This window comes from Serratia sp. H1w (genome assembly GCF_000633355.1).
Classification (GTDB): Bacteria; Pseudomonadota; Gammaproteobacteria; order Enterobacterales; family Enterobacteriaceae; genus Chania.
Genome location: NZ_AYMQ01000106.1, coordinates 1 through 24,307, shown reverse-complemented (window position 1 = coordinate 24,307; position 24,307 = coordinate 1). Strand labels below are relative to the sequence as shown.

General features: G+C 52.4%; 30 protein-coding genes, 1 pseudogene and 1 other annotated feature. Of the genes and pseudogenes, 25 read left to right on the top strand and 6 right to left on the bottom strand.

The genetic code is table 11. From position 1 onward, the window contains the following. The first annotated feature begins 22 nt into the window (after nt 1-22). The 5 genes from rplT (at nt 23) to ihfA (ending at nt 4,408) form a co-directional block, all read left to right on the top strand. The gene (rplT, locus tag U869_RS0123155; RefSeq protein WP_004963673.1) at nt 23-379 is read left to right on the top strand and encodes a 50S ribosomal protein L20; all 357 of its coding nucleotides are present in this window, start codon (nt 23-25) and stop codon (nt 377-379) included. Between the two features lie 114 nt (nt 380-493). Continuing rightward, nucleotides 494-618: a sequence feature (Phe leader region), on the top strand. After that, nucleotides 500-544, top strand: coding sequence for a pheST operon leader peptide PheM (pheM, locus tag U869_RS32435; RefSeq protein WP_121608962.1), 45 nt, complete (start codon nt 500-502; stop codon nt 542-544). Its footprint overlaps the feature before it by 45 nt. Nucleotides 619-721: 103 nt before the next feature. Then, a complete protein-coding gene (gene pheS, locus U869_RS0123150; protein WP_025121231.1) occupies nt 722-1,705 on the top strand; it encodes a phenylalanine--tRNA ligase subunit alpha in 984 nt (327 codons plus the stop codon). 14 nt (nt 1,706-1,719) lie between these two features. Then, on the top strand, nt 1,720-4,107 hold the full coding sequence (pheT, locus tag U869_RS0123145) for a phenylalanine--tRNA ligase subunit beta (RefSeq protein WP_025121232.1): 2,388 nt from the start codon (nt 1,720-1,722) through the stop codon (nt 4,105-4,107). 4 nt (nt 4,108-4,111) lie between these two features. Further along, nucleotides 4,112-4,408: an integration host factor subunit alpha gene (gene ihfA / locus U869_RS0123140; RefSeq protein WP_004943604.1), complete on the top strand. Its 297-nt coding sequence runs from the start codon at nt 4,112-4,114 to the stop codon at nt 4,406-4,408. A gap of 47 nt (nt 4,409-4,455) precedes the next feature. Here the strand turns inward: ihfA and U869_RS0123135 are convergent. Together U869_RS0123135 and U869_RS0123130 are read right to left on the bottom strand one after the other, a co-directional pair. Further along, nucleotides 4,456-5,536, bottom strand: a pseudogene (locus tag U869_RS0123135) (tyrosine-type recombinase/integrase). Nucleotides 5,537-5,623: 87 nt separating this feature from the next. Then, nucleotides 5,624-5,923: a helix-turn-helix transcriptional regulator gene (locus tag U869_RS0123130; protein ID WP_025121234.1), complete on the bottom strand. Its 300-nt coding sequence runs from the start codon at nt 5,921-5,923 to the stop codon at nt 5,624-5,626. 125 nt (nt 5,924-6,048) lie between these two features. Between U869_RS0123130 and U869_RS0123125 the strand changes: the two genes are divergently transcribed. The 9 genes from U869_RS0123125 (at nt 6,049) to U869_RS0123085 (ending at nt 13,447) form a co-directional block, all read left to right on the top strand. Next, complete coding sequence (locus U869_RS0123125) at nt 6,049-6,333, top strand: Cox family DNA-binding protein (protein WP_025121235.1); 285 nt, start codon at nt 6,049-6,051, stop codon at nt 6,331-6,333. Nucleotides 6,334-6,347: 14 nt separating this feature from the next. Then, the gene (locus U869_RS32430) at nt 6,348-6,518 is read left to right on the top strand and encodes a hypothetical protein (protein WP_198530687.1); all 171 of its coding nucleotides are present in this window, start codon (nt 6,348-6,350) and stop codon (nt 6,516-6,518) included. Next, entirely contained in the window at nt 6,515-7,015 is a 501-nt protein-coding gene (locus U869_RS0123115; protein ID WP_025121236.1) for a hypothetical protein, read from the top strand. Before U869_RS32430 ends, U869_RS0123115 begins: the two co-directional genes overlap by 4 nt. Nucleotides 7,016-7,078: 63 nt before the next feature. After that, nucleotides 7,079-7,333 carry a DUF2732 family protein gene (locus tag U869_RS0123110; RefSeq protein ID WP_029987652.1) on the top strand — a complete coding sequence of 85 codons (255 nt, stop codon included), beginning with the start codon at nt 7,079-7,081 and terminating at the stop codon, nt 7,331-7,333. 122 nt (nt 7,334-7,455) lie between these two features. Beyond that, nucleotides 7,456-7,731, top strand: coding sequence for a DUF5405 family protein (locus tag U869_RS0123105; RefSeq protein WP_025121238.1), 276 nt, complete (start codon nt 7,456-7,458; stop codon nt 7,729-7,731). Next, nucleotides 7,731-8,768, top strand: coding sequence for a phosphoadenosine phosphosulfate reductase family protein (locus U869_RS0123100; protein WP_051588664.1), 1,038 nt, complete (start codon nt 7,731-7,733; stop codon nt 8,766-8,768). Before U869_RS0123105 ends, U869_RS0123100 begins: the two co-directional genes overlap by 1 nt. Further along, nucleotides 8,765-11,062 carry a replication endonuclease gene (locus U869_RS0123095; RefSeq protein WP_025121240.1) on the top strand — a complete coding sequence of 766 codons (2,298 nt, stop codon included), beginning with the start codon at nt 8,765-8,767 and terminating at the stop codon, nt 11,060-11,062. The genes U869_RS0123100 and U869_RS0123095 overlap by 4 nt, the downstream gene beginning before the upstream one ends. A gap of 179 nt (nt 11,063-11,241) precedes the next feature. Beyond that, a complete protein-coding gene (locus U869_RS0123090; RefSeq protein WP_025121241.1) occupies nt 11,242-11,793 on the top strand; it encodes a 3'-5' exonuclease in 552 nt (183 codons plus the stop codon). 10 nt (nt 11,794-11,803) lie between these two features. After that, complete coding sequence (locus U869_RS0123085) at nt 11,804-13,447, top strand: HIRAN domain-containing protein (protein ID WP_232785389.1); 1,644 nt, start codon at nt 11,804-11,806, stop codon at nt 13,445-13,447. 351 nt (nt 13,448-13,798) lie between these two features. On the opposite strand, the gene U869_RS0123080 is transcribed toward U869_RS0123085, so the two are convergent. Beyond that, on the bottom strand, nt 13,799-14,830 hold the full coding sequence (locus U869_RS0123080) for a phage portal protein (protein WP_025121243.1): 1,032 nt from the start codon (nt 14,828-14,830) through the stop codon (nt 13,799-13,801). After that, entirely contained in the window at nt 14,827-16,599 is a 1,773-nt protein-coding gene (locus U869_RS0123075) for a terminase ATPase subunit family protein (protein ID WP_029987654.1), read from the bottom strand. The genes U869_RS0123080 and U869_RS0123075 overlap by 4 nt, the downstream gene beginning before the upstream one ends. A 164-nt stretch (nt 16,600-16,763) precedes the next feature. Here U869_RS0123075 and U869_RS0123070 point away from each other — a divergent pair, with 164 nt between their 5' ends. The 11 genes from U869_RS0123070 to U869_RS0123025 all read left to right on the top strand — a co-directional run bounded on the left by U869_RS0123070 (nt 16,764) and on the right by U869_RS0123025 (nt 22,543). After that, nucleotides 16,764-17,609, top strand: a complete 846-nt coding sequence (locus tag U869_RS0123070) for a GPO family capsid scaffolding protein (protein WP_025121248.1) — start codon at nt 16,764-16,766, stop codon at nt 17,607-17,609. Between the two features lie 64 nt (nt 17,610-17,673). Beyond that, nucleotides 17,674-18,852, top strand: a complete 1,179-nt coding sequence (locus U869_RS0123065; RefSeq protein WP_025121249.1) for a phage major capsid protein, P2 family — start codon at nt 17,674-17,676, stop codon at nt 18,850-18,852. Between the two features lie 3 nt (nt 18,853-18,855). Further along, entirely contained in the window at nt 18,856-19,605 is a 750-nt protein-coding gene (gene gpM, locus U869_RS0123060; protein WP_025121250.1) for a phage terminase small subunit, read from the top strand. Between the two features lie 93 nt (nt 19,606-19,698). After that, on the top strand, nt 19,699-20,205 hold the full coding sequence (locus tag U869_RS0123055; protein ID WP_025121251.1) for a head completion/stabilization protein: 507 nt from the start codon (nt 19,699-19,701) through the stop codon (nt 20,203-20,205). After that, nucleotides 20,205-20,408, top strand: a complete 204-nt coding sequence (locus U869_RS0123050) for a tail protein X (protein ID WP_025121252.1) — start codon at nt 20,205-20,207, stop codon at nt 20,406-20,408. The genes U869_RS0123055 and U869_RS0123050 overlap by 1 nt, the downstream gene beginning before the upstream one ends. Before the next feature lie 2 nt (nt 20,409-20,410). After that, nucleotides 20,411-20,620 (top strand): HP1 family phage holin, encoded by a 210-nt coding sequence (locus U869_RS0123045; RefSeq protein WP_021178175.1) that lies wholly within the window; start codon nt 20,411-20,413, stop codon nt 20,618-20,620. Beyond that, on the top strand, nt 20,604-21,113 hold the full coding sequence (locus U869_RS0123040; protein WP_025121253.1) for a lysozyme: 510 nt from the start codon (nt 20,604-20,606) through the stop codon (nt 21,111-21,113). Before U869_RS0123045 ends, U869_RS0123040 begins: the two co-directional genes overlap by 17 nt. Continuing rightward, nucleotides 21,110-21,535 carry an Rz-like lysis system protein LysB gene (lysB, locus tag U869_RS0123035; RefSeq protein WP_025121254.1) on the top strand — a complete coding sequence of 142 codons (426 nt, stop codon included), beginning with the start codon at nt 21,110-21,112 and terminating at the stop codon, nt 21,533-21,535. The genes U869_RS0123040 and lysB overlap by 4 nt, the downstream gene beginning before the upstream one ends. Then, on the top strand, nt 21,426-21,668 hold the full coding sequence (lysC, locus tag U869_RS32620) for an Rz1-like lysis system protein LysC (RefSeq protein WP_232785388.1): 243 nt from the start codon (nt 21,426-21,428) through the stop codon (nt 21,666-21,668). Before lysB ends, lysC begins: the two co-directional genes overlap by 110 nt. After that, nucleotides 21,631-22,098 carry a phage tail protein gene (locus tag U869_RS0123030; RefSeq protein ID WP_025121255.1) on the top strand — a complete coding sequence of 156 codons (468 nt, stop codon included), beginning with the start codon at nt 21,631-21,633 and terminating at the stop codon, nt 22,096-22,098. Before lysC ends, U869_RS0123030 begins: the two co-directional genes overlap by 38 nt. Further along, nucleotides 22,091-22,543, top strand: a complete 453-nt coding sequence (locus U869_RS0123025; RefSeq protein WP_025121256.1) for a phage virion morphogenesis protein — start codon at nt 22,091-22,093, stop codon at nt 22,541-22,543. Before U869_RS0123030 ends, U869_RS0123025 begins: the two co-directional genes overlap by 8 nt. 69 nt (nt 22,544-22,612) lie before the next feature. Here U869_RS0123025 and U869_RS0123020 read toward each other — a convergent pair whose 3' ends face one another. Both U869_RS0123020 and U869_RS0123015 read right to left on the bottom strand, forming a co-directional pair. Continuing rightward, on the bottom strand, nt 22,613-23,191 hold the full coding sequence (locus U869_RS0123020) for a hypothetical protein (RefSeq protein ID WP_025124003.1): 579 nt from the start codon (nt 23,189-23,191) through the stop codon (nt 22,613-22,615). Beyond that, nucleotides 23,172-24,203, bottom strand: coding sequence for an IS630 family transposase (locus U869_RS0123015; RefSeq protein ID WP_029987593.1), 1,032 nt, complete (start codon nt 24,201-24,203; stop codon nt 23,172-23,174). The genes U869_RS0123020 and U869_RS0123015 overlap by 20 nt, the downstream gene beginning before the upstream one ends. Nucleotides 24,204-24,307: the final 104 nt, after the last annotated feature.

Sequence of the window (24,307 nt, the reverse complement as noted above, 5' to 3'; positions counted from 1 at the left end):
ATAAGACTTTAGGAGAGAGCATATGGCTCGCGTAAAACGTGGTGTAATTGCACGCGCACGTCACAAGAAAATACTGAAACAAGCGAAAGGTTACTACGGTGCCCGTTCGCGCGTTTATCGTGTTGCCTTCCAGGCAGTAATCAAAGCAGGTCAGTATGCTTACCGTGACCGTCGTCAACGTAAGCGTCAGTTCCGTCAGCTGTGGATTGCACGTATCAACGCAGCTGCTCGTCAGAACGGCTTGTCTTACAGCAAATTCATTAACGGCTTGAAAAAAGCTTCTATTGAAATTGACCGTAAGATCCTGGCTGACATCGCAGTATTCGACAAAGTGGCCTTCGGCGCACTGGTTGAAAAAGCGAAAGCAGCACTGGCGTAAGCTAGTTGAAAAGAGGGAGCTTGCTCCCTCTTTTACTATTTGTTCTCACTACAGATATTGACTTTTACTGGCTGGCGCTATAACACTGATAGCCAAGCTAACGACGAAGGTACGACAACCATGCACGCTGTTATTTTCCGCTTCTTTTTTTACTTTAGCGCCTGACTTCAGGAGGCTTTGCGCGTAAGAAAAGAAACGGAAAGTAGCGCCTAAGCCTCCCAAGTGGAGGCTTTTTTGTTTCCGCTCATCGCCAATGAGGGCTGTGGGGATGAGCGCCAGGTGTGTTCGAATAATTCACAATAATTACTTAGCGGGCCATAGGGCCAGAGGAAGAGGAAAGCAATGTCACATCTCGCAGAGCTGGTTGCCAACGCCAAGGCAGCCGTAGACGATGCCCAAGATGTTGCCGCGTTGGATTTGGTACGCGTCGAATATTTTGGCAAGAAAGGTCATTTCACCTTACAGATGCAGTCCCTGCGTGAAGTGCCAGCGGAAGATCGCCCGGCAGCCGGGGCGGTGATCAACCAGGCAAAACAGGAAGTTCAGGATGCGCTGAACGCGCGCAAGAACGCGTTGGAGTCTGCGGTACTGAACGCCCGCCTGGCGGCAGAGACCATCGATGTCTCGCTGCCGGGGCGTCGCCTGGAGAACGGTGGCCTGCACCCGGTCACCCGCACCATCGATCGTATTGAAACCTTCTTTGGTGAGTTGGGCTTCTCGGTAGAAACCGGCCCGGAAATCGAAGACGACTATCATAACTTCGATGCGCTGAATATCCCTGGGCACCACCCGGCGCGCGCCGATCATGACACCTTCTGGTTTGATGCGACGCGTCTGCTGCGTACCCAGACCTCGGGCGTGCAGATCCGTACCATGAAGAACCAGCAGCCACCGATCCGCATCATCGCGCCGGGCCGCGTGTATCGTAACGACTACGATCAGACGCACACCCCGATGTTCCACCAGATGGAAGGGCTGATTGTCGATAAAGACATCAGTTTCACCAATCTGAAAGGGACGCTGCACGATTTCCTGAACAACTTCTTTGAAGAAGACCTGCAGGTGCGTTTCCGTCCTTCCTATTTCCCGTTCACTGAACCTTCTGCCGAAGTAGACGTGATGGGCAAGAACGGCAAGTGGCTGGAAGTGTTGGGTTGCGGCATGGTGCACCCGAACGTACTGCGCAACGTGGGCATCGATCCGGAAATCTATTCCGGTTTTGCCTTCGGTATGGGTATGGAGCGTCTGACGATGTTGCGTTATGGCGTCACCGACCTGCGTGCGTTCTTCGAAAACGATCTGCGTTTCCTCAAACAGTTTAAGTAAGGCGGGAATATCACATGAAATTCAGTGAACTCTGGTTGCGCGAGTGGGTAAACCCGGCCATCAGCAGCGAAGCATTATCCGATCAAATCACCATGGCTGGCCTGGAAGTCGATGGCGTTGAGCCGGTGGCTGGCGTGTTCAACGGCGTGGTCGTGGGCCACGTGGTGGAGTGCGGTCAGCACCCGAACGCCGACAAACTGCGCGTTACCAAAGTGGACGTGGGCGGTGAACGCCTGTTAGACATCGTCTGCGGTGCGCCAAACTGTCGTGCTGGCCTGAAAGTGGCCGTCGCTACCGTTGGTGCGGTGCTGCCGGGTGATTTCAAAATCAAAGCCGCCAAGCTGCGTGGCGAGCCTTCCGAAGGCATGCTGTGTTCGTTCTCCGAACTGGCGATTTCCGACGATCATGACGGCATCATCGAGCTGCCGCAAGATGCGCCGATCGGCACCGATATCCGCGACTATCTGCAACTGAACGATAGCGCGATCGAAATCAGCGTCACGCCGAACCGTGCCGACTGCCTGGGTATCATTGGCGTAGCACGCGACGTTGCCGTGCTGAACCAACTGCCGCTCACCGAGCCGGATATGAGCCCGGTAGCTGCCACCATTACCGATACGCTGCCAATCCGCGTAGAGGCTCCACAAGCCTGTCCACGTTACCTTGGCCGCGTAGTGAAAGGCATCAACGTGAAGGCACCTTCACCGCTGTGGATGCGTGAGAAACTGCGCCGCGCCGGTATTCGCTCGATTGATGCCGTAGTCGATGTGACCAACTACGTGCTGATGGAGCTGGGCCAGCCAATGCACGCCTTTGACCTCAATCGCATTGAGGGCGGCATCGTGGTGCGTATGGCTCATCAAGGTGAAACCCTGCGCCTGCTGGATGGCAACGAAGCCAAATTGCAGGCGGATACCCTGGTGATCGCCGATGAGCAAAAAGCGCTGGCAATGGGCGGTATCTTTGGTGGTGAGCATTCCGGTGTGAATGACGAAACCCAGGATGTGCTGCTGGAGTGCGCCTTCTTCAGCCCGCTGTCGATTACTGGCCGCGCTCGCCGTCATGGCCTGCACACCGACGCCTCACATCGTTACGAGCGTGGCGTAGACCCGGCACTGCAACATAAAGCGATGGAGCGTGCCACACGCCTGCTGATCGAGATCTGCGGTGGTCAGGCTGGCCCAATCATTGACGTGAGCGATGAAAGCACCTTACCGAAGCGTGCCACTATTGCGCTGCGCCGTGAAAAGCTGGACCGTCTGATTGGTCATGTGGTCCCAAGTGAGCAGGTGAGCGATATTCTGCGCCGTCTGGGTTGCCAGGTCACCGAGCAGGGCGATAACTGGCTGGCGATCGCGCCGAGCTGGCGTTTCGATATGGAGATCGAAGAAGATCTGGTGGAAGAAGTGGCCCGCGTTTATGGCTACAACAACATCCCGGATGTGCCAGTGCGCGCCGATCTGGTGATGACCAAACACCGCGAAGCCGACCTGACGCTGAAGCGTGTGAAGACCATGTTGGTCGATCATGGCTATCAGGAAGCAATTACTTACAGTTTTGTCGATCCGAAAGTACAGGCATTGTTGCACCCAGGTGAAGAAGCGCTGATCCTGCCAAGCCCTATTTCGGTAGAGATGTCTGCCATGCGTCTGTCACTGTGGACTGGCCTGCTGTCGGCGGTGGTTTATAACCAGAATCGCCAACAAACGCGTGTGCGCCTGTTTGAGAGCGGACTGCGCTTTGTGCCTGATACTGCGGCGAATCTGGGGATCCGTCAGGATGTCATGCTGGCTGGCGTGATTGCCGGGCATACCCATGATGAGCATTGGGATCTGGCAAGAAAGCCGGTGGACTTCTATGATTTGAAAGGGGATCTGGAGTCGGTTCTGGAGCTGACCGGTAAATTATCCGAAATTCAGTTCAAGGCAGAATCCAATCCAGCCCTGCATCCAGGGCAGAGTGCGGCCATTTATTTACACGGCGAACGTGTCGGTTTCATCGGTGTTGTGCACCCAGAACTTGAACGTAAACTGGATCTTAACGGCCGAACTGTGGTATTTGAATTGGAGTGGAACAAGGTCGCAAGCCGCGCCGTGCCTCAGGCCCGTGAGGTTTCTCGCTTCCCTGCAAACCGCCGCGATATCGCCGTTGTAGTGGCTGAAAACGTCGCCGCAGAAGATATTTTGGCAGAGTGTAAGAAAGTTGGCGCAAATCAGGTAGTTGGCGTAAACTTGTTTGATGTGTACCGTGGCAAGGGCGTAGCTGAGGGTTATAAGAGCCTGGCTATCAGTCTGGTATTGCAGGATACCGCCCGTACACTGGAAGAAGAGGAGATTGCCGCTACCGTTGCAAAATGTGTAGAGGCTCTAAAACAGCGATTCCAAGCATCCTTGAGGGATTGAACCTATGGCGCTTACTAAAGCTGAAATGTCAGAACACCTGTTTGAGAAGCTAGGGCTTAGCAAACGGGATGCCAAAGACCTGGTAGAACTGTTCTTTGAAGAGGTCCGTCGGGCTCTGGAGAATGGGGAACAGGTCAAGCTGTCTGGTTTTGGCAATTTTGATTTGCGAGACAAGAACCAACGTCCGGGACGCAACCCGAAAACCGGTGAGGACATTCCGATTACGGCGCGCCGCGTGGTCACTTTCCGTCCGGGACAGAAACTGAAAAGCCGGGTGGAGAACGCCAGCCCGAAAGAGTAAGTTACACAACGCCAAAAAGGCCGCGCAAGCGGCCTTTTTCTTACCCCTTATATCAAGGTTTTCGATATAGAACAGTGAGATATGCAGTTCTTAAGGCCATTGTAGCCACCGGTAAACCACCCAAGTGTGGTCGCTGTGTGGACGTTAGGCATGGGTTTTTCCTCGCAGTGGATTATAGGAAATTGCGTCCTGTAGGAAGTCGGGCGAAAAGTGTGCGTAAGTCATTGTCTGTTCTATTCGTGAGTGTCCAAGTATCCGCTGGAGCGTGATGATGTTCCCCCCATTCATCATAAAATGAGTAGCAAAAGTATGGCGTAATGAATGGGATGCTTGGCCGTGTGGCAAGTTGGGTTTCGTCATTTTTAGCACCTCCCGAAAGTTGGTGTATGAAGCTCCAGGGAAAAGTAATCCGGATTCTTTCGAAAGGATTTCGTCAGAGACTTCCTGAGAGATTGGAACGCTGCGACGTTTGCCATTTTTTGTCTGCACAAATGTCACCCTGTTATGAATGACATGTTCTGCTTTAAGCTTTATCGCCTCTCCCCAGCGCGCGCCTGTGTTCAGGCATAGGATGGCAACGCTGCGGTTATCTCCTTCCAAGGACAGAAGTAGCGTGCTTATCTCATCGCGCGAAAGGTAGGTCATCTCTGTGTTGGCTTCCTTGAGTTTTCCACTGCCTCGAATAGGGTGCTCACCGCAATATAGGCCTGAGTCAATAAGGTCGGTAAACATGCCGCTTATCGCTGTCATCTCGCGGTTAATGCTGGATGCCTTAACATTTTCCGCCAGCCGCTCTGAGCGATAAGCTGTGATGCGAGCTTTGTTTATCTGAAATGTAGCAGGGTCGCCCATCATTCTCGCAATGCGCTCAAGTTTCCTTAAGCAAGACTGCCCGTGCTCGCCGTTTTTGCCGTGAAAATTCCACCATAATTTAATCAGCTCAGATAAGGGTCTTTTATCTGAAGGTTTGGCCAGCCACTCCTTATCGTGATGATTGACCATTGTGTACTTCTCAAAAGATAGCGCTTCGTGCTTCTTATCAAATTTCCGGCGGATACGCTTTCCGTTGCGCCCGTTCGGCCTAATGTCCACTTCATATCGACCATCTTCGAGCTTCTTAATCGCCATCGCGAAGCCCTCCGTGGAAGATTTTACCTTCATGTATGTAACAAGTTTCTACACGAAATTTATTGAATAAATAAGTTAAGTGAATGTTTAACCAGTCTTTTGGTCTGAGTGCTGCGAGTTTGTTGCGTCTTGCCCAAAGTGTGCGAGTGCCGGAGCAATCTGTCCGGATTCGGGGGAGATTCGGTCACTCATAAACCACAATGTGTATTTTTCGAACCGGGGATGGCTCAGGATTTTCATCGCGGCATCTAAACCCATCCCTTTAGACCTCGTTTCATAACTGGATAGCGAACTATAAGGAACACCTGTTAACTCACTGAATTCCTTTCTGTTCAACCTTTCTGACTCTCTCATCAGCTTTAACTTCTCTGCTATGTCTATTGACATGGGACTCCCTTTGCAAGATTATTTGCAAATCGTAGTAATTAATTGTCATTGGTAGTATAAAAAGCACTATAGGTGACTGTAGACCCCTATAAGCAACTGATTACTACAATCGGAGAGGTTACCAGATGGAAAAGCAAGTAGTAAGGCTTTCTGACGTACTGCCCTATCAAGAGTTTGCAAAGGTCATCGGCAAAACTCCCGAGGCAGTGAAGGGCATGATTGATAAAAACAAGCTGCCAGTTGTGGAGATGCGCACACCTGAGACGCCAACAGCGCGAGCTGAATACTGGGTTTATCTTCCTGCATGGAATGAGGGGATGAAATTGGCTTTCGAGAGTCGCCCGAAAGAAATCCGCGACGGTTGGTTGCAGTGGCTCGGACTAGGTGAACCCTCTTCACCAGTTCGCTAAGCGAGGTAATGACTATGCAACAGCCTATCTCTATTGCGCCGCTGCTCTGGAACCATCAGGCGGCACGCTCACTTGATACCACTATCACCCACGGCAAAGGACGCAAGGGCATTATCATCCGCCCCCGTCGCGCTGGCCGCTGGCTTCCTGCAATCAAATCCGTTTTACGGAGGGAGTTCAAATGACAGTCATAACTACTGAAATCGTTCGAAATCAGCCCGTCGGGTTGCGCGGTCTTATCGGTAAGCACTTGGCCGAGCCGCGTTGGCGCGAGACCTGTGATTACTATCGTGGAATGATGGAGCGTGAGCGCCTGACCATCTGTTTCCATGCACAACTTAAACAGCGTCATGCTGTGTTGAGCTTGGGAGAAATGAATGAAGGCGACCGCCAGCGCGTTGTATGCGCCATTGGTGAATTGCGTAGCGCTTTCGCTAAATATCGTAAGCAAGGTGTTAGTCCATCCCGCTTTATTGGTCGCTTGACGATTAGCACTCGACGTACATTATTTTTCCATGCCGGATTAACCGAGGCTGAATTTAATGAGCCACACTGGCGTATGGATGATAAAGGTTGTGCGTGGCGCGAGGCATTGCTAAAGGCGCTCCGTGAATTATTCAGCCTCTTCGAACGTACACCAATGATATTAACGGCAGTCAAGCCCGAGCAATATTTACATTAATTAATTCCAGCTCTTTTAAAAGGCGCTTAACTGCGTCGGGCATTCTATTATCTGGAGGTTTATATGCACATGTATAAAACCGTTGGCCAAGAAATGCGTAATAAGGCTGACAATGAGTCACGCGAATGGATGTTGAAAAACGCCCGCAACGAGGCCAGGGCCGACGCTGCAACAAGTTTCTCGTCACACCTAGACCGCATGGCAACCCACGCGGCAGTTAATGGCCTGTCTAGCGTTGAGATTATCGAACTGCTCCGCATAGAGTCCGAGAAGTTCGACCACGAAGCACGCGCGCAAAAATATGCAGGGAATTCATGACAGGGCTGTCTATTTTATTCGGCCTACTGGTGTTGCTAGTAGGTCATTTTATTGCGGCTGATTTGAGTGATTCAGAATTTGCGCGCAGACCAGAAGCCCAGAATTACGACTAAGGAAATAACATGGAAATTAGAATAGATAAAAACTGGGTGATTACCAGTGATACATTCCAATTCATACTTAACCGCAGAAAGACGGTTAAAAGCGGCAAGGACGTGGGTAAAGAATGGCTCGACGCTATTGGCTATTACCCGACTATCCCTCAATTAGTTTCGGGCCTGATTCATCAGGGCATCCGTGATTCAGATGTCGCCAATTTTGCTGAGCTGGCCGCCGAGGTTGAGCGCATTGGCCTGCTGTGCCAGGAAGATTTCAAGGCGCAGGGAGGGGGCAGGTAATGAAAGTTATCTGTTATCCAGCGGGAACGGCGTTCATTGATTCGCGCGTGCTCGACCAAGATGCGATTAGCGTGCTTTCCGTTTCTGGCGGTAAGGACAGCTTAGCCCAATGGTTGCTGGCTCGCGATGCGGGGGTTGAAGTTCTGCCAGTGTTTGCGGACACCGGCAATGAGCACCCGGTGACGATGGAATACCTGGATTACCTGGAGAGTAAGCTGGGGGCAATTCGACGTGTAAAAGCGGACTTCACTAAGCGCATTGAGGGTAAGCGTAAGTTCATCGCAGAGCGCTGGCCTATCACATTGGTTTCGGAGTGCGGTTATACGGATGAGCAAGCTGCCGATATTATCAAAATGGCACTGGATACCCTTAAGCCTACAGGAGTTCCCTTCCTTGATTTGTGTATGTGGAAGGGGCGTTTTCCATCAACAAAAGTTCGTTTTTGTACTTTTGAGCTAAAACATATTCCAATTCGCGACCAGGTGGTCAGCCCTTTATTGGAGGAGTATGACGAGGTTATAAGCTGGCAGGGGGTTCGGGCCGAAGAGTCCAGGGAACGCGCAGCGCTGTCAATGTGGGTAACTGATGCTGATGAAACGCCAGGGCTTAATGTGTATCGCCCAATCTTGGATTGGAAGCATGCTGATGTTTTTGCGCTGGCTAAATCTCACGGGATTAAGCCTAACCCTTTATACCTGCAAGGGTGTGGCAGGGTTGGCTGCATGCCCTGCATCAATGTTAATAAGGCTGAACTCTCAGAAATCTTTTTGCGGTGGCCGGAAGAAATAGAGCGTATCGCACGCTGGGAGCGCATTGTTGCTGCTTGTTCGCGTCGTCAAAATTCTACCTTCTTCCCTTCGACGCAAGACCCGAAGAAATCAGAGCGACGTATAGAGTGCATCACTGTTGATTCTCACGGTATTAACACCTATCGCGACTGGGCTTTAACAACTCGCGGAGGTCGCCAGTTTGACCTGATAGCGGGAATGCATGACAAGGCGGTATGCAGTAGCGTTTACGCTGGTGTGTGCGAGTGAGTAATAGCAATCGGGGCCGCATCGCCCCGACCCCACCATTACCGTTTCCAGGCAACACCGGCGAGCCGTTTGTCGGTGTTTACCCATGGAATGCACCCAAACAAGCCATTGGCAAAGAGAAACCGCTTACCCGTGAGCAGCACGCTCAGGGGCAAGCTGTTTTACGCAATATCCACTCTCTGCCGCATTTCCTCGGTGCGATTTTCCTGTCGCGCCATGCTTACCTGCTGAAAGAGAAGGGGATACACGATGCCAATAAATGGCTAGTGCTCCAATTTGAGCGCCGCATCTGGCCACGCATTGAAATCGTTAACGCTAAAAACGCCATGAATACCAACGCGTCGCCATGTTTTATGGCTGAGGTGGACAATTATGCGCGCCTGCCGGGTATGGATGATAAAGAGTTACGGCGCTTTGCTGACCGCATCTCCGGGCAGTTAATGCAGAACTATGAGCGTTATTGCGAGGAGTTTATCGAAGCCAATGGCGGCGATAACACCGGGTTAATCAGCGACAGCGTGCAGGCTGATTTTTATGGCCATGTCGGCAATATGGCCCGCGCTTTTAATGTTACCCCGATGCACTGGCGCAAATATCGCAAAGGTGCGCTTGATGCCGCCTCAGCGATTGACAGCTTGTCACGGCTGGTTAACTCCGAGTGGTGGGAACGTCAGTTGAAAGCACTGCGCACGCGCTGGCGCGAGGCGTTGCTGATAGCTGCCGGTGAGGTCAACCGCAACAAATACCCATACGCCAGCAAGCAGGCCATCAGGGATGTGCAGGCGCGGCGACTGGCCAATATGGAATACCTGAAAGGGTGCGACTTAGAGAACGTCGAAACCGGTGAGCGCCTAGACCTGATTGATAAAGTGATGGCGAGCATTTCTAACCCGGAAATCCGTCGCATGGAACTGATGAACACCATTGCGGGGATAGAAAAGTATGCTGCCGGCCAGAAACATGCAGGCATGTTTATCACCCTTACCACGCCTTCCAAATACCACCCGACGCGCGTTGTCGGTAAGAAAGATAACCCCCAGGTTCAGTTTAACCACAATTGGGATTTAGAGGCTTTCTCACCAAAGGATGGCCAGCGCTATCTTGTCGGCATCTGGAGCAAGATGCGCACCGCGTTTAAGGACTACGGCTTGAGTGTTTACGGTATGCGCGTTGTTGAGCCACATCACGACGGTACGCCGCACTGGCATATGATGCTGTTTTGCGAGCGCCAGCAGCGTCAGGATGTTATCGACATCATGCGTCGGTACGCCATGAAAGAGGATGCTGGCGAGCGTGGTGCTGCCAAAAACCGCTTTGACTGCAAGCACCTGAATAAAGGCGGCGCTGCGGGTTACATCGCTAAATACATTGCCAAGAATATCGACGGCTATGCGCTGGATGGCGAGATTGACCATGACACTGGCAAACCTTTGCGAGACATGGCTGCTGCGGTGACCTCCTGGGCGTCTACGTGGCGTATCCCTCAATTCAAATCCATCGGCGTTCCTACCATGGGCGCATATCGTGAGTGCCGTGCCAACTGCCTCCGCTGGATTAGTTTGGCCGAGAGCTTTGACGAGCGCGTTGAGGCTGTTCGCGCTGCGGCGTCTGCGGGTGACTTTGCGGCCTACATCGCTGGGCAGGGTGGGGCAAACGTGCCGCGTGACGTTCAGACCGTGCGTGTAGCACGCAAAGTGGCAGATGAGCCGAATGCCTACGATGAGGAGGTGCAAAAGGTGGTCGGCATCTTCGCGCCGCACCTTGGCCGTGGTCATGTATTTGAAACCCGTACAACAGAATGGCGTATTGTTCGCAAGGCCGTTGACGTTGATGGTTTGGATCTCTTGACCTTAAAAAGCGCCTCTGGCGCGCCTCGGAGTCCTGTCAATAACTGTGGGGAGGATGAGCGAGAACCGGAGCCAGTATTGACTGTTACGCCGCCTGAGTACGTCACAGCGGTGATGAATTTGATTGAGGGCGGGGATGTTAGTTGGAATGACCCGGACGTCGCCAAGGTGCTCAAGGACGCCGTGAGGAGGCAATCACCAAAGGCCAGCGGCCAGCAGCACGTAAAAAACCGCAATAAATCGCGAGTTGATGCCCCATCAGCCCGCCTGACGTCAGCGGAACGTGACCGGATTCCTAAAATCCGGTTTGAGTTGGCACAGGATGGTATCACCGCCGAACTGTGGGAGCTGAGGGCGCTGGCTCGAGGCGCAACTGTCACTTACAGCACGAAAAAATTCGTTTATCCGTCTTTAAATGACTGGGTAAGCTTTAATAGTTTCACTTGAATTATATCTCAACTATGATACTGTATGTGTATACAGTATTTCTAGCTTGAAAAGCTGTAACGGCTTGCAAAAGCTGGAGTTTTGGAATTCGAATATTTTAGTATAGAATGTAGTAAATACTTGGTTCGTTATTTCAACAACTTACGTTTCCCCGAACTGTGTTTTGGGTGGAGGATAAAATGAACAACATAATGCTTGACATAGAAACCTTAGGAGTGTCTACAGAAGCTCCTTTGATTTCAATTGGAGCCGTGTTCTTTGAACCTCTTACTGGCGAGTGCGGAGATGAGTTTTATAGGGTTATAACGATATCATCCGCATTGGAAAATTCGCTCGTAGAACCAAGAACTTTACAATGGTGGATGGCACAAAGTGATTCAGCAAGGGCTGTTTTTAATGATCCATCTGCTGTTGACTTGCATGAGGCCATACAGGATTTCTCTCTGTTTGTACAAGGTTGTAGTAACGATGATGTGCAGGTGTGGGGGAATGGGGCCAGCTTTGATAACGCTATCTTAGCAGCAGTTTACCGTAAACATGCCCAAAAACTTCCGTGGCGATTTCGTAATGACCGGGATGTACGGACCATCGTTGAACTGGCTAAGTGCCTCAAGAATGTTGATGTTAGGGCAAATTTTTCCCTTAACGCTACTGATGCTCATCACGCTCTTAGAGATGCGAAATTCCAAGTGGCTTACGTGAGTGCTGCTTTTCGCGCATTAGCCGGGTAATCGGAAAGATATGGATATCAAATTAATAGATGTAACAAGCTGGCGCAAAGACGACGAGCATGGCATTTTTCCTAGAGGGGCGAGGGATAAAAAAATGCTATGGTCACCGAGAGATGCACCTGAAGGGATAAAGCCTGAGTGGCCTTACCTTTTTAAGCTCTCGAGGGAAGCTTTTCCTGACCAATACTGGATGGAAACTGTTGCTTATATCGTCGGTAATGCTATGGGGGTACATGTTCCTAAAGCGTTACCAGCCCGAAGAGAGATAGGAAGCGGTGTATATGAGTACGGGGCTTTACTTGAGTGGTTTTACGATCAAAACAGCCAGCTCTTTGTTCATGCTTCTGATTTTTTTCATGTGCTCATAAAGGATTTTGATGATACTTCAGGAAGACACCATAACCTTGATGATCTACGCTTAATTTGTAGAGCTTTTAGTATTCGTAGCGTGATATCTACAGATTGGGCGATATGGCTTTACGATATGCTGCTTTTTGATGCATTCATTGGCAATAGCGATCGACATCAGGAGAACTGGGGGTTTGTCTTTATACCTGAAGCTGCATTGGGAGACTCCCCCCCTAAGGTTAAAGGGTATCTTGCTCCGTTTTTCGATAATGGGACCAGTCTTGGGCATGAGAGATACATCGAGAAAATCAGAGGATGGACACATCAAAAGCTTGATGACTACATACAGCGTGGCTGCCATCATTTACGGAAGAATCGGAGTGACACACGCGAACGATTAGGTCATATATTTTCTATACAAGATTTGGCTCTTGATGAACAGTCAAAAGCGCACTTAGCCCAGAAATTTACATTCGATTTTCAGGAACTAGTTAACAAGATAGATTCACTTTGCGAGATTAGGACCGATGTGCCGTTCACACGTGAACGAGCGGATTGGACGATTCGTTTATTGAGGCGTAGATACTTAAGGTTATCACTGATTCTAAATATGCGTACTATAAGCAGAATAATGGAACCTACACGGTTGCTTCTGACATGGCAGCCAACTACAGGCGGCACTCGTTATGTTGTTGGTCAGATTGATCGACAACAAGATGGTGCTTACGTCTTTACATACCATTTTCATTCAGATGATTATGTTAAAGCACAAGAGAAAGGCTTTGCAGGACATCCAGCATTTAGCCTGAAAAGTGAAGAGCATACGAACAACGTGCTTGACCCGTTTGTTCGTCGTTTACCTCCACGCAAAAGAAAAGATTTTGCTGAGTATTTGGCCCAACATTTACTTCCATATCCTTTCGAAGGGTCTGATTTTGCACTGCTTGGATATACAGGGGCTAAGTCACCAGGCGATGGTTTTTGTTTAGTACCCGATCCAGTGATTTTTAATGGCGAAGGGGAACTACTTTTTGAAGTGGCCGGAACTCGTTATCAGGAAGGGCTTGATTTATCTAAAGTAATGGTTGGGGACTTGGTTGAACTTGTACCAGAAACAGATAACCCGTTTGATCCTCATGCAATAGCAGTCATACATGATAGTGGGAAGCTAGGCTATATAAACAAAGTGTTATGTATGGAACTGAAGCGAAAAATTGCAAAACATAAGGTCTCTGCCTTTGTTGCTAAGAAAAACGGAACAGCAGAACGCCCATTAGTTTACCTTTTGGTTGAATGTAGAGCTTAGTTAAAGCTGCTAAAGCCGCCTCTTGAAGGCGGTTTTTTTTTGCATTCACGTGCATGATTTTGAAAGCAATGAAGTTCGCAGCTGATCTATCACAACGCCAGCATTGGCGTAACTTGGGCGAGCTAATGCAACTGCATTAAAAGCGACCCATGAAGCGGGCAGGCGTGGTGGGGATAGCATTGCGCGCAGATTGAATTTTATTTTCAAAAAACAATTGATTTCCCGCGCTGTGGTGGCGTTGAATTTTTGAGGTTAAATCTGGGGCAGGGTGAGGGTCTACGCGCCGTGGCGGGCGTCTGAGAGCGTTACAGCGTGGGTTTAAAAAAGCCGCCTGGATTGGCGGCTGTGGTGTTACTCGTTGTTGTCGTCGAGGGTGTATTTTTTAAACCGGATGACTTCAACGCCAAGCCAGTCATTAACTTCCTTGATGCGCTCTTGGAGCGGCGTCAGCTCGTTGCGTACAAACACCTTGGCCGCCTTCTCGACGTCGCCAACGGACCCCACGTTTTCCGGCTTGCCCCCCATCAGTTGATAGGGGATGCGGTGGGCGTCCATCAGGTCAGCCGCGCTGACTTTCTTGATGTTAAAGAAATCATCTTTGGTGGCCACCTCACTGAGCGGCACGATTTTAATGCCGTCAGGCTTTCCGTTCGGCGCATAGAAAAACAGGTTCTTGAAATTACCCAATCCCTTTGAATTACTCATCGCCTCGCGCAGCGCATCCACGTCGGTAGTGCTTTGGGCTGCGTCGGTCACATACATGATGTAACCGGCGTGCGCCCCGTTCTGATAATACTTGCGGCGGAACAGGGTGGCGGACTCATTCAGCCATGCCGAGTTAAGCGCGCTCAGGTATTCCGGCATCCCGTAAAGCTCCTGGTTAATGTCCGGCTCCAGCAGGTGAAAAACACTGTCTGGGGCAAAGCTGTGCGGCTCGGTAAAGGATTGCACAAACCAGTAAACGCCATGCTCTACGCCGCGCCGGGTGTATTTGGCCGGGGAGGTGACGAGCTTTAGCAGTTTGCCGCTGACACTTAATCGCTGTTCCAAAAAGGCGTTACCGAACACCAAGTGATCCAGTGCAAAGCGACTAAAATCCTGCTGAGATAACAGCGGGTGTGGGATGTAGGTGCTGACCAAAATGTTACGCTTTACGTAAATCGGTGAGCTGTGATGCACGGCAGCGCGAAAGGTTTTCGCCAGCCCGGAAAAGCTGATTGGTGGCTCTATCCACTTGCCGTTCCCGACGCACTCGGTGTAATCCAGAATGTCGCGGCGATCCAGTACCGGTGACGGCTCGCCAAAAGTAAACGCCTGCGTAGCTTGGGCGGGCTGCGTGGTGGTTGCGGTGACCTTTTTGTTGCGGCGGCTGCGCTTGCTCATCGGTTGAACTCCAGGATAGACCGGGATGGTTGGCCATTGGCGGCGGTGAGTGGTTCGTTTAACAGGGCGTGCATGGCTGCCCACGCGACGTCGGCGTGGCTGGCTTCTTTGCTGCGGCTGGCGTCGTAAGTGATGCTGCGCCCGCTGGCGGTCATGGTCTTGCGAATGGACATAAATGACCTTGTAATATCGGTGTGCGCGATGTCGTATTCCAGGCGGCCACTGCCAATGGTGTCCTTGGCTTTCAGCACCATGGCGGTCTTTATTTCGGGGCTGTAGCGAATTTCCCTCGCTGCAGGGTAGAACACCCTGACAAGCTGGAAAACGCCCTGGCCAATACCGGTGGCATCAATGCCGATATATTCCACGTGGTATTTTTTGGTCAGCGCTTCAATGGATGCCGCCTGGGTGGCAAAGTCCATGCCTTTCCATTGGTGGTGCTCCAGGATGCGAAATTTACCACCTGCGGCCATTGGCGGAGCCAGTACCACACACCCGGCACTGTCACCGGTGTGCGCGGGGTCGTAACCGACCCACACCGGGCGGTCACCGAAGGGGTGCGCCGCATAAGGGTTAACATCAGTCCACTCCTCCAGGCTGTCGACCATGCAGCCCTGCAGTTCCTCAAACGGGAACACCGAGGCTTTATCGTCCACGAATTCGCACATAAACAGGTTGCGGAAATCGTCAGCGCTGTTTTCCTGTTTCAGCATGTCCAGGTCGAATAAATCACAGCCCCCGGCGAGCGCATCCTCAATAGTCACAATCTGCCGCCATTGGCCGTCACCACAGAGTTTTCCCGCCGCTAGCGCGCTGTGGCTGATATCGATCTCTACATGCTCTTTAGTGCTTTTTCGGCCTTTGTTGAACAGTTCGCCCGACCAGAATGGGAAAGCTCCATGCCCTAGGGTGGACGGGGTAGAAAAGTAGGTTGACCGTAGGTGCTTTTGCGAGGCCATACCGGAGGCGACTTTGCGCAGCTTTTGGAAATTTGGTATCCAGAAAATCTCATCGACCAGTAGGTCGCCGTTATGGCTCTGCGCGGTGTTGGAATTGGTGCCCAAGAAAATCAGCTTTGCGCCGTTATTACCGAGCACAATCGGGTCGCCGCTCAGTTCAATATCAACCATCTGGGCAAACTGAATAATGTACTCACGAAACACATACGCCTGTGTCTTGCTTGCCGAGAGGAACACCTGATTGTGGCCGGTTTTCAGGGCGCGCAGCAGTGACTCGCGGGCGAAATAAAACGTTGCGCCAATCTGGCGCGATTTCAGGATGTTGCGGATACGGTGCGTTAGCCCGGCCTTGTGCCAGCCGAGCTGATAGTCGAACGAATCATCAAAGAATACCTGTTCCAGCTTGGCAATCGCCTCCTCGCTGAAAAGGTTCTTTTTCGGCTTCTTGCGTTCCCCTTTGTTGCGGTTGGCCACGTTGGGGTTGAGGTCGGCCTCACTGCCGGTGGCCATGTAGCGATTAACCCGCGCAAGGCGCTCAATCTGGCGGCCTAACAGGTCAATCTCTTTGTAGTCACTGCCTTCCTTTTTGCCCTTCAAAATGAGCTGAATAATCCGCGCTTCCAGGCTGGTTTCCACGCGGGAAATCGGCGCAATCGCGTCCCATTTTTCACGCTGCTTCCAGCTCTGCACTGTAGGTGCCTTTTGGTTGAGCATTTCCGCGATCTGCTTAACGGAAAACCCTTGCCAGTAAAGCAAGGAGGCTTGTCGGCGTGGGTCGCTCAGGAGTGTGGTGTCGGTCTGAATGTGCATGCTTTGCCCTCGTGGTGGTAACGAGGGCAAGGCTACGCAACCGGCAGCGGCGGCGCGCTAAGGTGCTGTTGTGTCAGGGGTAGTCCGTCGGCCATCGCTGGTCGCGTGAGTGTTTGACCGGGAAACTAGCCCCGACAACAACCCCCTATACAGGACTGTGACCCATGGCAAAAAAAGTATCTAAATGGTTTCGCGTTGGCGTTGAAGGCGACACCTGCGATGGCCGCGACATTGACGGCAATGACATCCAGGATATGGCCGAGACGTTCGACACCCGCGTCTACGGTTGCCGCATCAATCTGGAGCACTTCAAAGGACTGTTTCCTAACGGCGACTTCAAACGCCTGGGCGATGTGGTCGAGCTTAAATACGAACAGATTGACGACGACACCATGCTCAACGGTAAGCGGGCGCTGTTCGCCAAACTGACCCCCACCGCCGAGCTGGTCGCGATGGTGAAGGCGGGCCAGAAGGTTTATACCTCCATGGAAATCCGCCCGAACTTCGCCAATACCGGTAAATCCTACCTCGTCGGTCTGGCGGTCACCGATGACCCGGCCAGCCTGGGCACCGAATACCTTGAATTCTGTTCCCGCGCTAAAACCAACCCCCTCGCGGGCCGCAAGGCCGAAGCGGGCGACCTGTTCTCGGTGGCCACGCCGGTTGAGCTGGAGTTTGAAGAAGTGCCCGACACCCTCTTATCTAGCCTGAGCGAAAAGGTAAAAGGCATGTTCAGCCGCAAGCAGGAGAGCGATGACGCGCGTTTCGGTGATGTGCATGAGGCCGTCACGGCGGTGGTGGAGCAGGTGCAAGCCAATGGCGAAAGCACCGCGCAGCGCTTCACTGCACTGGAGCAGGAAATTACCGAGCTAAAAGCCGCAGCAAAAGAGGGCCAGCAGCAGTTTGCTGAGCTAAGAACTACCCTCGACAACACCGAGAGTTTTAGCCAGACGAGCCGCCCGGCGGCCACCGGTGGTGATGGCGGGGATAGCCTGCTGACCAACTGCTAACCGTCTGACCGGGGCGCAGTGCGCCTCCTGTAGTTACCCCCGTTTATTGACTTAGGAAACACCAATGAAAAAACAGACTCGCTTTAAATTTAACGCCTATTTGCTGCAAGTGGCCAAGCTCAATGGCATCGATGTCGGTGATGTCTCCAACAAGTTCAGCGTAGAGCCGTCGGTCACGCAAACGCTGATGAACACTACGCAGGAAACTTCCGATTTCCTGACCCGCATTAACTTTGTACCGGTTGATGAGTCGAAGGGGGAAAAGGTTGGTGTGGGGGTGGGCAGTTCGGTTGCCAGTACCACGGATACTGACGGCGGAGAGGAGCGTCAGACGGCTGATTTCACCGCGCTGGAGTCGAAAGGTTACGAGTGCCATCAGGTCAACTTCGATTTCCATCTGCGCTACAAGCAGCTTGACCTCTGGGCGCGCTATCAGGATTTCCAATTGCGTATTCGTGATGCCATCGTGAAGCGTCAGGCGCTGGATTTCATCATGGCAGGGTTCAATGGCGTTAAGCGTGCGCCAACGTCTAACCGCGTTAAATATCCACTGCTGCAAGATTTGGCCGTGGGTTGGTTGCAAAAGTACCGCGACGAAGCGCCAGCGCGCGTGATGAGCAAAGTGACCGCCGAAGATGGCACGGTGTCCAATGTCATCCGCATCGGTAAGGGCGGCGACTATGCCAACCTGGATGCGCTGGTGATGGATGCGACCAATAACTTAATCGCGCCGTGGCATCAGGAGTCGCCTGACCTTGTTGTCATTTGTGGCCGTCAACTGCTGGCGGATAAGTATTTCCCGATTGTTAACCAGGAGCAGACAAACACCGAAGCCATGGCCGCCGACGTGATTGTCAGCCAGAAGCGCATCGGTAACTTACCTGCGGTACGCGTGCCATTCTTCCCTGCCAATGCCGTTTTTGTCACCAGCCTGGAAAACCTCTCTATCTACTTCATGGATGAGAGCCATCGCCGTCACATTGAAGAGAACGCCAAGCGTGACCGCGTGGAAAACTACGAGTCGATGAATATCGACTATGTGGTTGAGGATTACGCCTTCGGTTGCCTGATTGAAAATATCGAACTGCTGGCCCCGGTTGCGCCAAAAGCGGCTGCATTTAGCGCAATGGAAACGTCCCCTGGTACTGATATTGGTGCGCTGGCTGACGCCATCGTGTCAGCGGTAAAAGGGGCTGCACAGCCCGCAGCAACCAGCGATAAACCCGCAGACGATAAGGCATAAACCATGACGAGTCCCGCACAGCGTCACATGATGCGGGTCTCGGCCATGGAGGCTGCGCAGCGGGTAGATAGCCCGCTGCGCCATGCCAACGCCTACGAGCAAATGCTCGTTAAGCTGGCCGCAGACCGCGCAAAGTTAAAACAAATCTACTCCGTCGAAAGGAAAGCCGAGCACAAGCGGGCCATGCTGCCTGCCTATGCGCCCTGGGTGGCTGGCGTGCTGGCCGAAGGGCGTGGCGCACAGGATGACATCCTGATGACCGTCATGCAGTGGCGGCTCGATGCCGACGATATCCCCGGCGCGCTGGTGATTGCACCCTATGCGTTGCAACACCGGCTTGCCACCCCAAACAACAAGCGCCCGGCACCCTATTTGCTGGTTGAAGATGTGGCGCTGTCCGCCGAACGCTGCCGCAAGGCGGGGACGCCGGTGGCCATCAGCGACCTGCTGGCCACGCTGGAGTTGGTCGGTGATGCCGATATGCCCGAGGAGGTGCGCGCCAAGTTGCACAAGGTGATTGGCTTGATGCTCAGTGAGGCGGGTGACTTTGCGCAAGCGTTAGAGCACCTCAACACCGCGATGCGCAAGGACAAGGCCGCCGGGGTGAAAAAAGAGATCCAACGGTGCGAGAGTGTGCTCAAGCCTAAACCGGCCCCCGCAGCCAAAAGAACAACTGCGCGCCCGCGAAAGACTGCCGCCACCCCGGCAAAGCGCGGACGCCCACCAACCAAGGCGAAAAAAATCGCCGGTTAACTGAATGCGCCCCGCGCTGGGCGGCACGATGGCCGCGACTGCCTTTGAGCTTATCAATGCCATCGTCCACCGCCCCCTATTTTTGAGGTCGTCATGACAACAGTGATTATGAATAACCCCGTTGCGCCGCCCAACGTGCTGACGGCCATTATCCCTCCACCGGATGTGGCGGAGGCGGTGATAAAAAACACCTTCTTTTTCCCCGACGTAGACCCGAAGCGCGTGCGTGAACTGATGCGCCTGGAGCATACCGTCACGCCACAACGCCTGCGTCGTGCCATTCAAAGCGGCATTGCGGAGACCAATGCCGAGTTGTATCTGTACCGTGAACAGCAGGTGGCCGCCGGATTTAAGCGCCTGGAAGATGTGCCCGGCGAGCGCCTCGACGGAGAAAGTGAGAAGTGTTTTCACTATCTGAGCGCGGTCTGCGCCATGGCCACGGCGGTCCTGTATGAGCGTTACCGCAGTGTGGACGCCAGTGCCAAGGGGGATAAAAAGGCTGATGACGTCGAGGCATCGATTGATGAGCACTGGCGGGATATGCGCTGGGCGGTAGCCCGGTTGCAAGGTAAATCACGCTGTATTATCGGGCAGCTCTGATGGAGGTTATCGCGCAACAGGGTGACACCCTTGACGCCCTTTGCCAGCAGCACTATGGCCGCACCGAGGGTGTGGTTGAGTCGGTGCTGCTGGCCAATCCGGGGTTAGCCGAGGTGGGTGTCATTCTGCCCCACGGCACCGTCGTCACGCTGCCGGTGATGGCCACTGCCCCGGCAACCGAAACCGTTCAGCTATGGGATTAAGCATGGAGAAAATCACCTCGTTTTTTGCCTATGCCGTGGCCGTGATGCTGGCCTGGGTGGGTAAGTATTCCGCGCAGGATATTGCGCTGATTGTGGGTGCCACTGTGGGTGTGGGCACCTTTGCTATCAACTGGTATTACCGTCGCAAAAGCTACCTGTTACTCAAGCGTGCCGGAGTTCAAAAGGAGGTTATCGATGTCCTCAATCGTTAAGCGTTGCAGTGTGGCGGCGGTGTTGCTGCTGGCCGTATTGCTGCCTGACTTTTCGCAGTTGCGTACCTCCTTGGCCGGGCTGGAGCTGATTGCCAACCTGGAAGGGTGTCGCCTAAGCCCCTATCAGTGCAGTGCCGGGGTGTGGACAAGCGGCATTGGCCACACTGCCGGGGTTAAGCCGGGGAACGCCATCAGCGAGCGCGACACCGCTATCAATCTGGTGGCGGATGTTATGCAGGTTGAGCGACGGCTCGCGCGGTGTATGCCGGTGGCCATGCCGCCGCCGGTTTATGACGCGGTGGTCAGTTTTGCCTTTAACGTCGGCACCGGGGCCGCGTGCAAGTCCACATTGGCGCACTTTATCAATCAGCAGCAGTGGCCGCAGGCGTGCAATCAGCTTCCTCGCTGGGTGTATGTCAACGGGGTGAAGTCCCAAGGACTGATAAACCGCCGTGCCAGTGAGCGCACGCTGTGCATGACGGGGGCGCAATGAAAACATTGATTACTTTGCTGGTGTTGGCCGTCGTGGCGGTGTGGTGGGTGGGGCGGGAAAACCGCGAGTTGACTCGCTCACTGTCCGACGCAACCAAGACTATCGGCCAGCAGAAAAAAGACCTGCAAGCCTCACAGCAGGTGCTCACAGAGTTGCAAGGTCGCGCCCGCAGTAACGAGCGTGCGCAAGTGCTTTTACGCGAACAGCGTGACGCCGCCGAAGCACTGGCCAACCGCCGCAGCCAAACCATAACGAGGCTACTCAATGAAAATGAAAACTTGCGCCGCTGGTATTTTTCTCCTCTGCCTGACGATGTTGTCAGGCTGCACCGTCGACCCGCCTTTACCAACCCCGACGATTATCTACGCTGGCTGTCCGAAAATCAGCAGTTGCCCGATACCGGAAAGCAGCCCGACCACTAATGGGGCGCTGAGTGAAGATGTTCGCCAGCTTGAGCGCGCCTTGGTGAGTTGCGCGCAGCAAGTTGAGGTCGTGAAACAGTGTCAGGAGAAATTAGATGTTGAAGCCGAAAAGCTTGCGCAAAGCGCTGAATGATGCGGTGCCAGTATTGAAAGCCAACCCGGAAATGCTGCGTATCTTTATCGACAGTGGGTCAATTGGGGCCACCCTGACGGCGTCGCTGTCGTTCGAAAACCGCTATATCCTCAACGTGGTGGTGACGGATTTCACCGGCGACCTGGATTTGCTGCTGGTGCCGGTGGGGGCGTGGCTACGGGAAAATCAGCCCGATATCATGACCACCGATGAGGGCAAGAAGCAGGGATTTACCTACATCGCCGACATCAACAATAACGAAAGCCTTGACGTGAGTATCAGCCTGCGCCTGACCGAACGCACGATTGTCAAAGAGGTTGACCGGGCGCTGCATGTTTCTCACGCCCCGGAACCACCCCCGCCGGTGCCGGTGGTTCGCCCGATGCAACTCTACATCCAAGGCGAGCTAGTGAGCGAATGGAATGAGTGAGCTTAAACCCTTTGATGACAAGCTGGCTGCGCTGATTGCTAGTCTGTCACCGGCCAGCCGTCGCAAGATGGCCGCCGAGATTGCCAAGCAGCTACGTGCCAGCCAACAGCAGCGCATCAAGCGCCAGCTGGCACCCGACGGCACCCCGTATGCCAGTCGTAAGCGTCAGCCTATACGTGGCAAGAAAGGTCGAGTTAAGCGGGCGATGTTCGCCAAGCTGCGCACCAATCGCTACATGAAAGCCAAAGGCAGTAATGATGATGCGTTGGTCGAGTTTGTCGGGCGCGTGCAGCGCATGGCGCGCGTGCATCAGGATGGCTTACGAGACCGGCCAACGCGTTATAGTAAGGACGTACAATATGAAAGACGTAAGCTATTAGGTTTTAATAGGGTTGAACGTGATAAGGTGGAAAAAGAAATACTTTCGCATATAATTGAATTTTAAATGTAGTCATTCTTGTAACAAGGGGTTCTTAATGCCACTTAAAATTATGGTGGCATTGGCTACTTGATTTTATTTCTTAATTGCTTCTCTGATATGTAAGAAAAACATCTCTGACTCACCTTCAGGGACGTGTGTCATTACTTCCTTGCTAAAGCTTTCTTCGATTTTTCTATCGTCTTTCATGGCAATTACGGCATGCAATAAATATAGAATAACATACTCGCGTGGAATCGGTGATCTTAATGTGTATTCTGCAAATGTATCGGCGAAGGCTTTTGTTCGAGCGACACCTAAAGAATGGTTCTGTGTAATAAAATCGTCTAATTCACTTATTTTTTTAATTTGGAAAAATTGGAGGCCCTTAAGGGTGACGGCCATGTCTCTGCCAGTGATTGTTGGGGTGAAGGAAACTCCTGACTCTTCAATCATAGCTTTTTCTAATGAGTGTAGCTGTTTGCTTTTGTCGAAGTACTTAGATAGTGAGAATTGATCGATGAGAAGGTCCTGTTCGCCTGAATTAAATTTAGAGTTGACTTTGTTTTTATGAAGCTCAATTTGATTCTTTATGCTAATGAACTCATTGTCTGCAATTTCTAGTAATCCGGCTAAATAGCTGCGCCTAATACCGCTACACTTTTGCCTGCCCATGTTTTCTTCCTGGGAATGGGCTGGCGGTTTCCATAAAATGGCGGACCTTTTTCAGTAACTGCCACATTGAGCGGCACTGATGGTTACGGGTTATTGTGTCATGAAGCGCCTGCCATAACCGCTCAACGTGGTTCACCCACGGCGAGTAAACCGGCTGATAAATGATGCTGAACTTCGGGTTGGATTTCAGCCAGAGCAGCGTTTCACGGCTTTTATGGATAATGTAGTTATCCACGATGAGCGTGATGGTTTTTGCCCGTCGGTATGTGGCTTTGAGGTGCTTCAGTAGGCTGATAAACAGCGCTGAACTTTTGCTGTTGCCACCCACGTAACTGACTTTTCCTGTGCCGCTGTGTAAGGCTCCGGCAAGATAGTATTTCTCATTCTGGCCCGGCGTAACCACTCGCTTTTGCTGTCCGCGAAGTTGCCAGTCTGCGCCGATTTTTGGGTTGAGATGGATATCCACTTCATCCTCATAAAATACCGGATGTTCTGCGCTGCATTCGCCCAGTGCTTTATGGATTGCAGCCATTTTTTCATCCTTATGCGGGTCACGGATGCGTAACGTTGGTGCGGCCCTGCGCCATACCAGCCCGGCAGAGGGCAGCCAGCGACGCACAGTACCGGCATGCAACTGGCACCCGGTTATCTCATTGATTTTTATCGTCAGTAATTCGGTGCTCCAGCGTGAGCGTTGATAACCAAAATCACCGGGAGAATGTTTTATCAGTTCACGTAACAAGGTGCAGATATGCTCGAAAGGCCAGCGTCGGGAGCGTCCTGCGGGTAAGGATTTCAGGCCTCTAATACCTGAGTGCGTAAACCAGTTAATCCAGCGCCCAACGGATGAACGGGCACAACAGAGTGTTCTGGCGACATCGCTGACCCGTTCACCCCGATGAAGCATCAGCATGGCCGTGAGTCTGCGGGCATGATTTTTATCGCGCGTTTTATGGATAGCTTTCTGCATCAGACGTCGTTCGTCACGGGGTATTGGTGCTATGATCGGCATCGCTCAGTCCGGTTGGTGATTTGTTTTGATTTGGCGATTGATCAGATCGCACAATCCGGGCTGAGTTCCCTTAAAGTGATCTACTATTCCGCGCAGCTATTTAG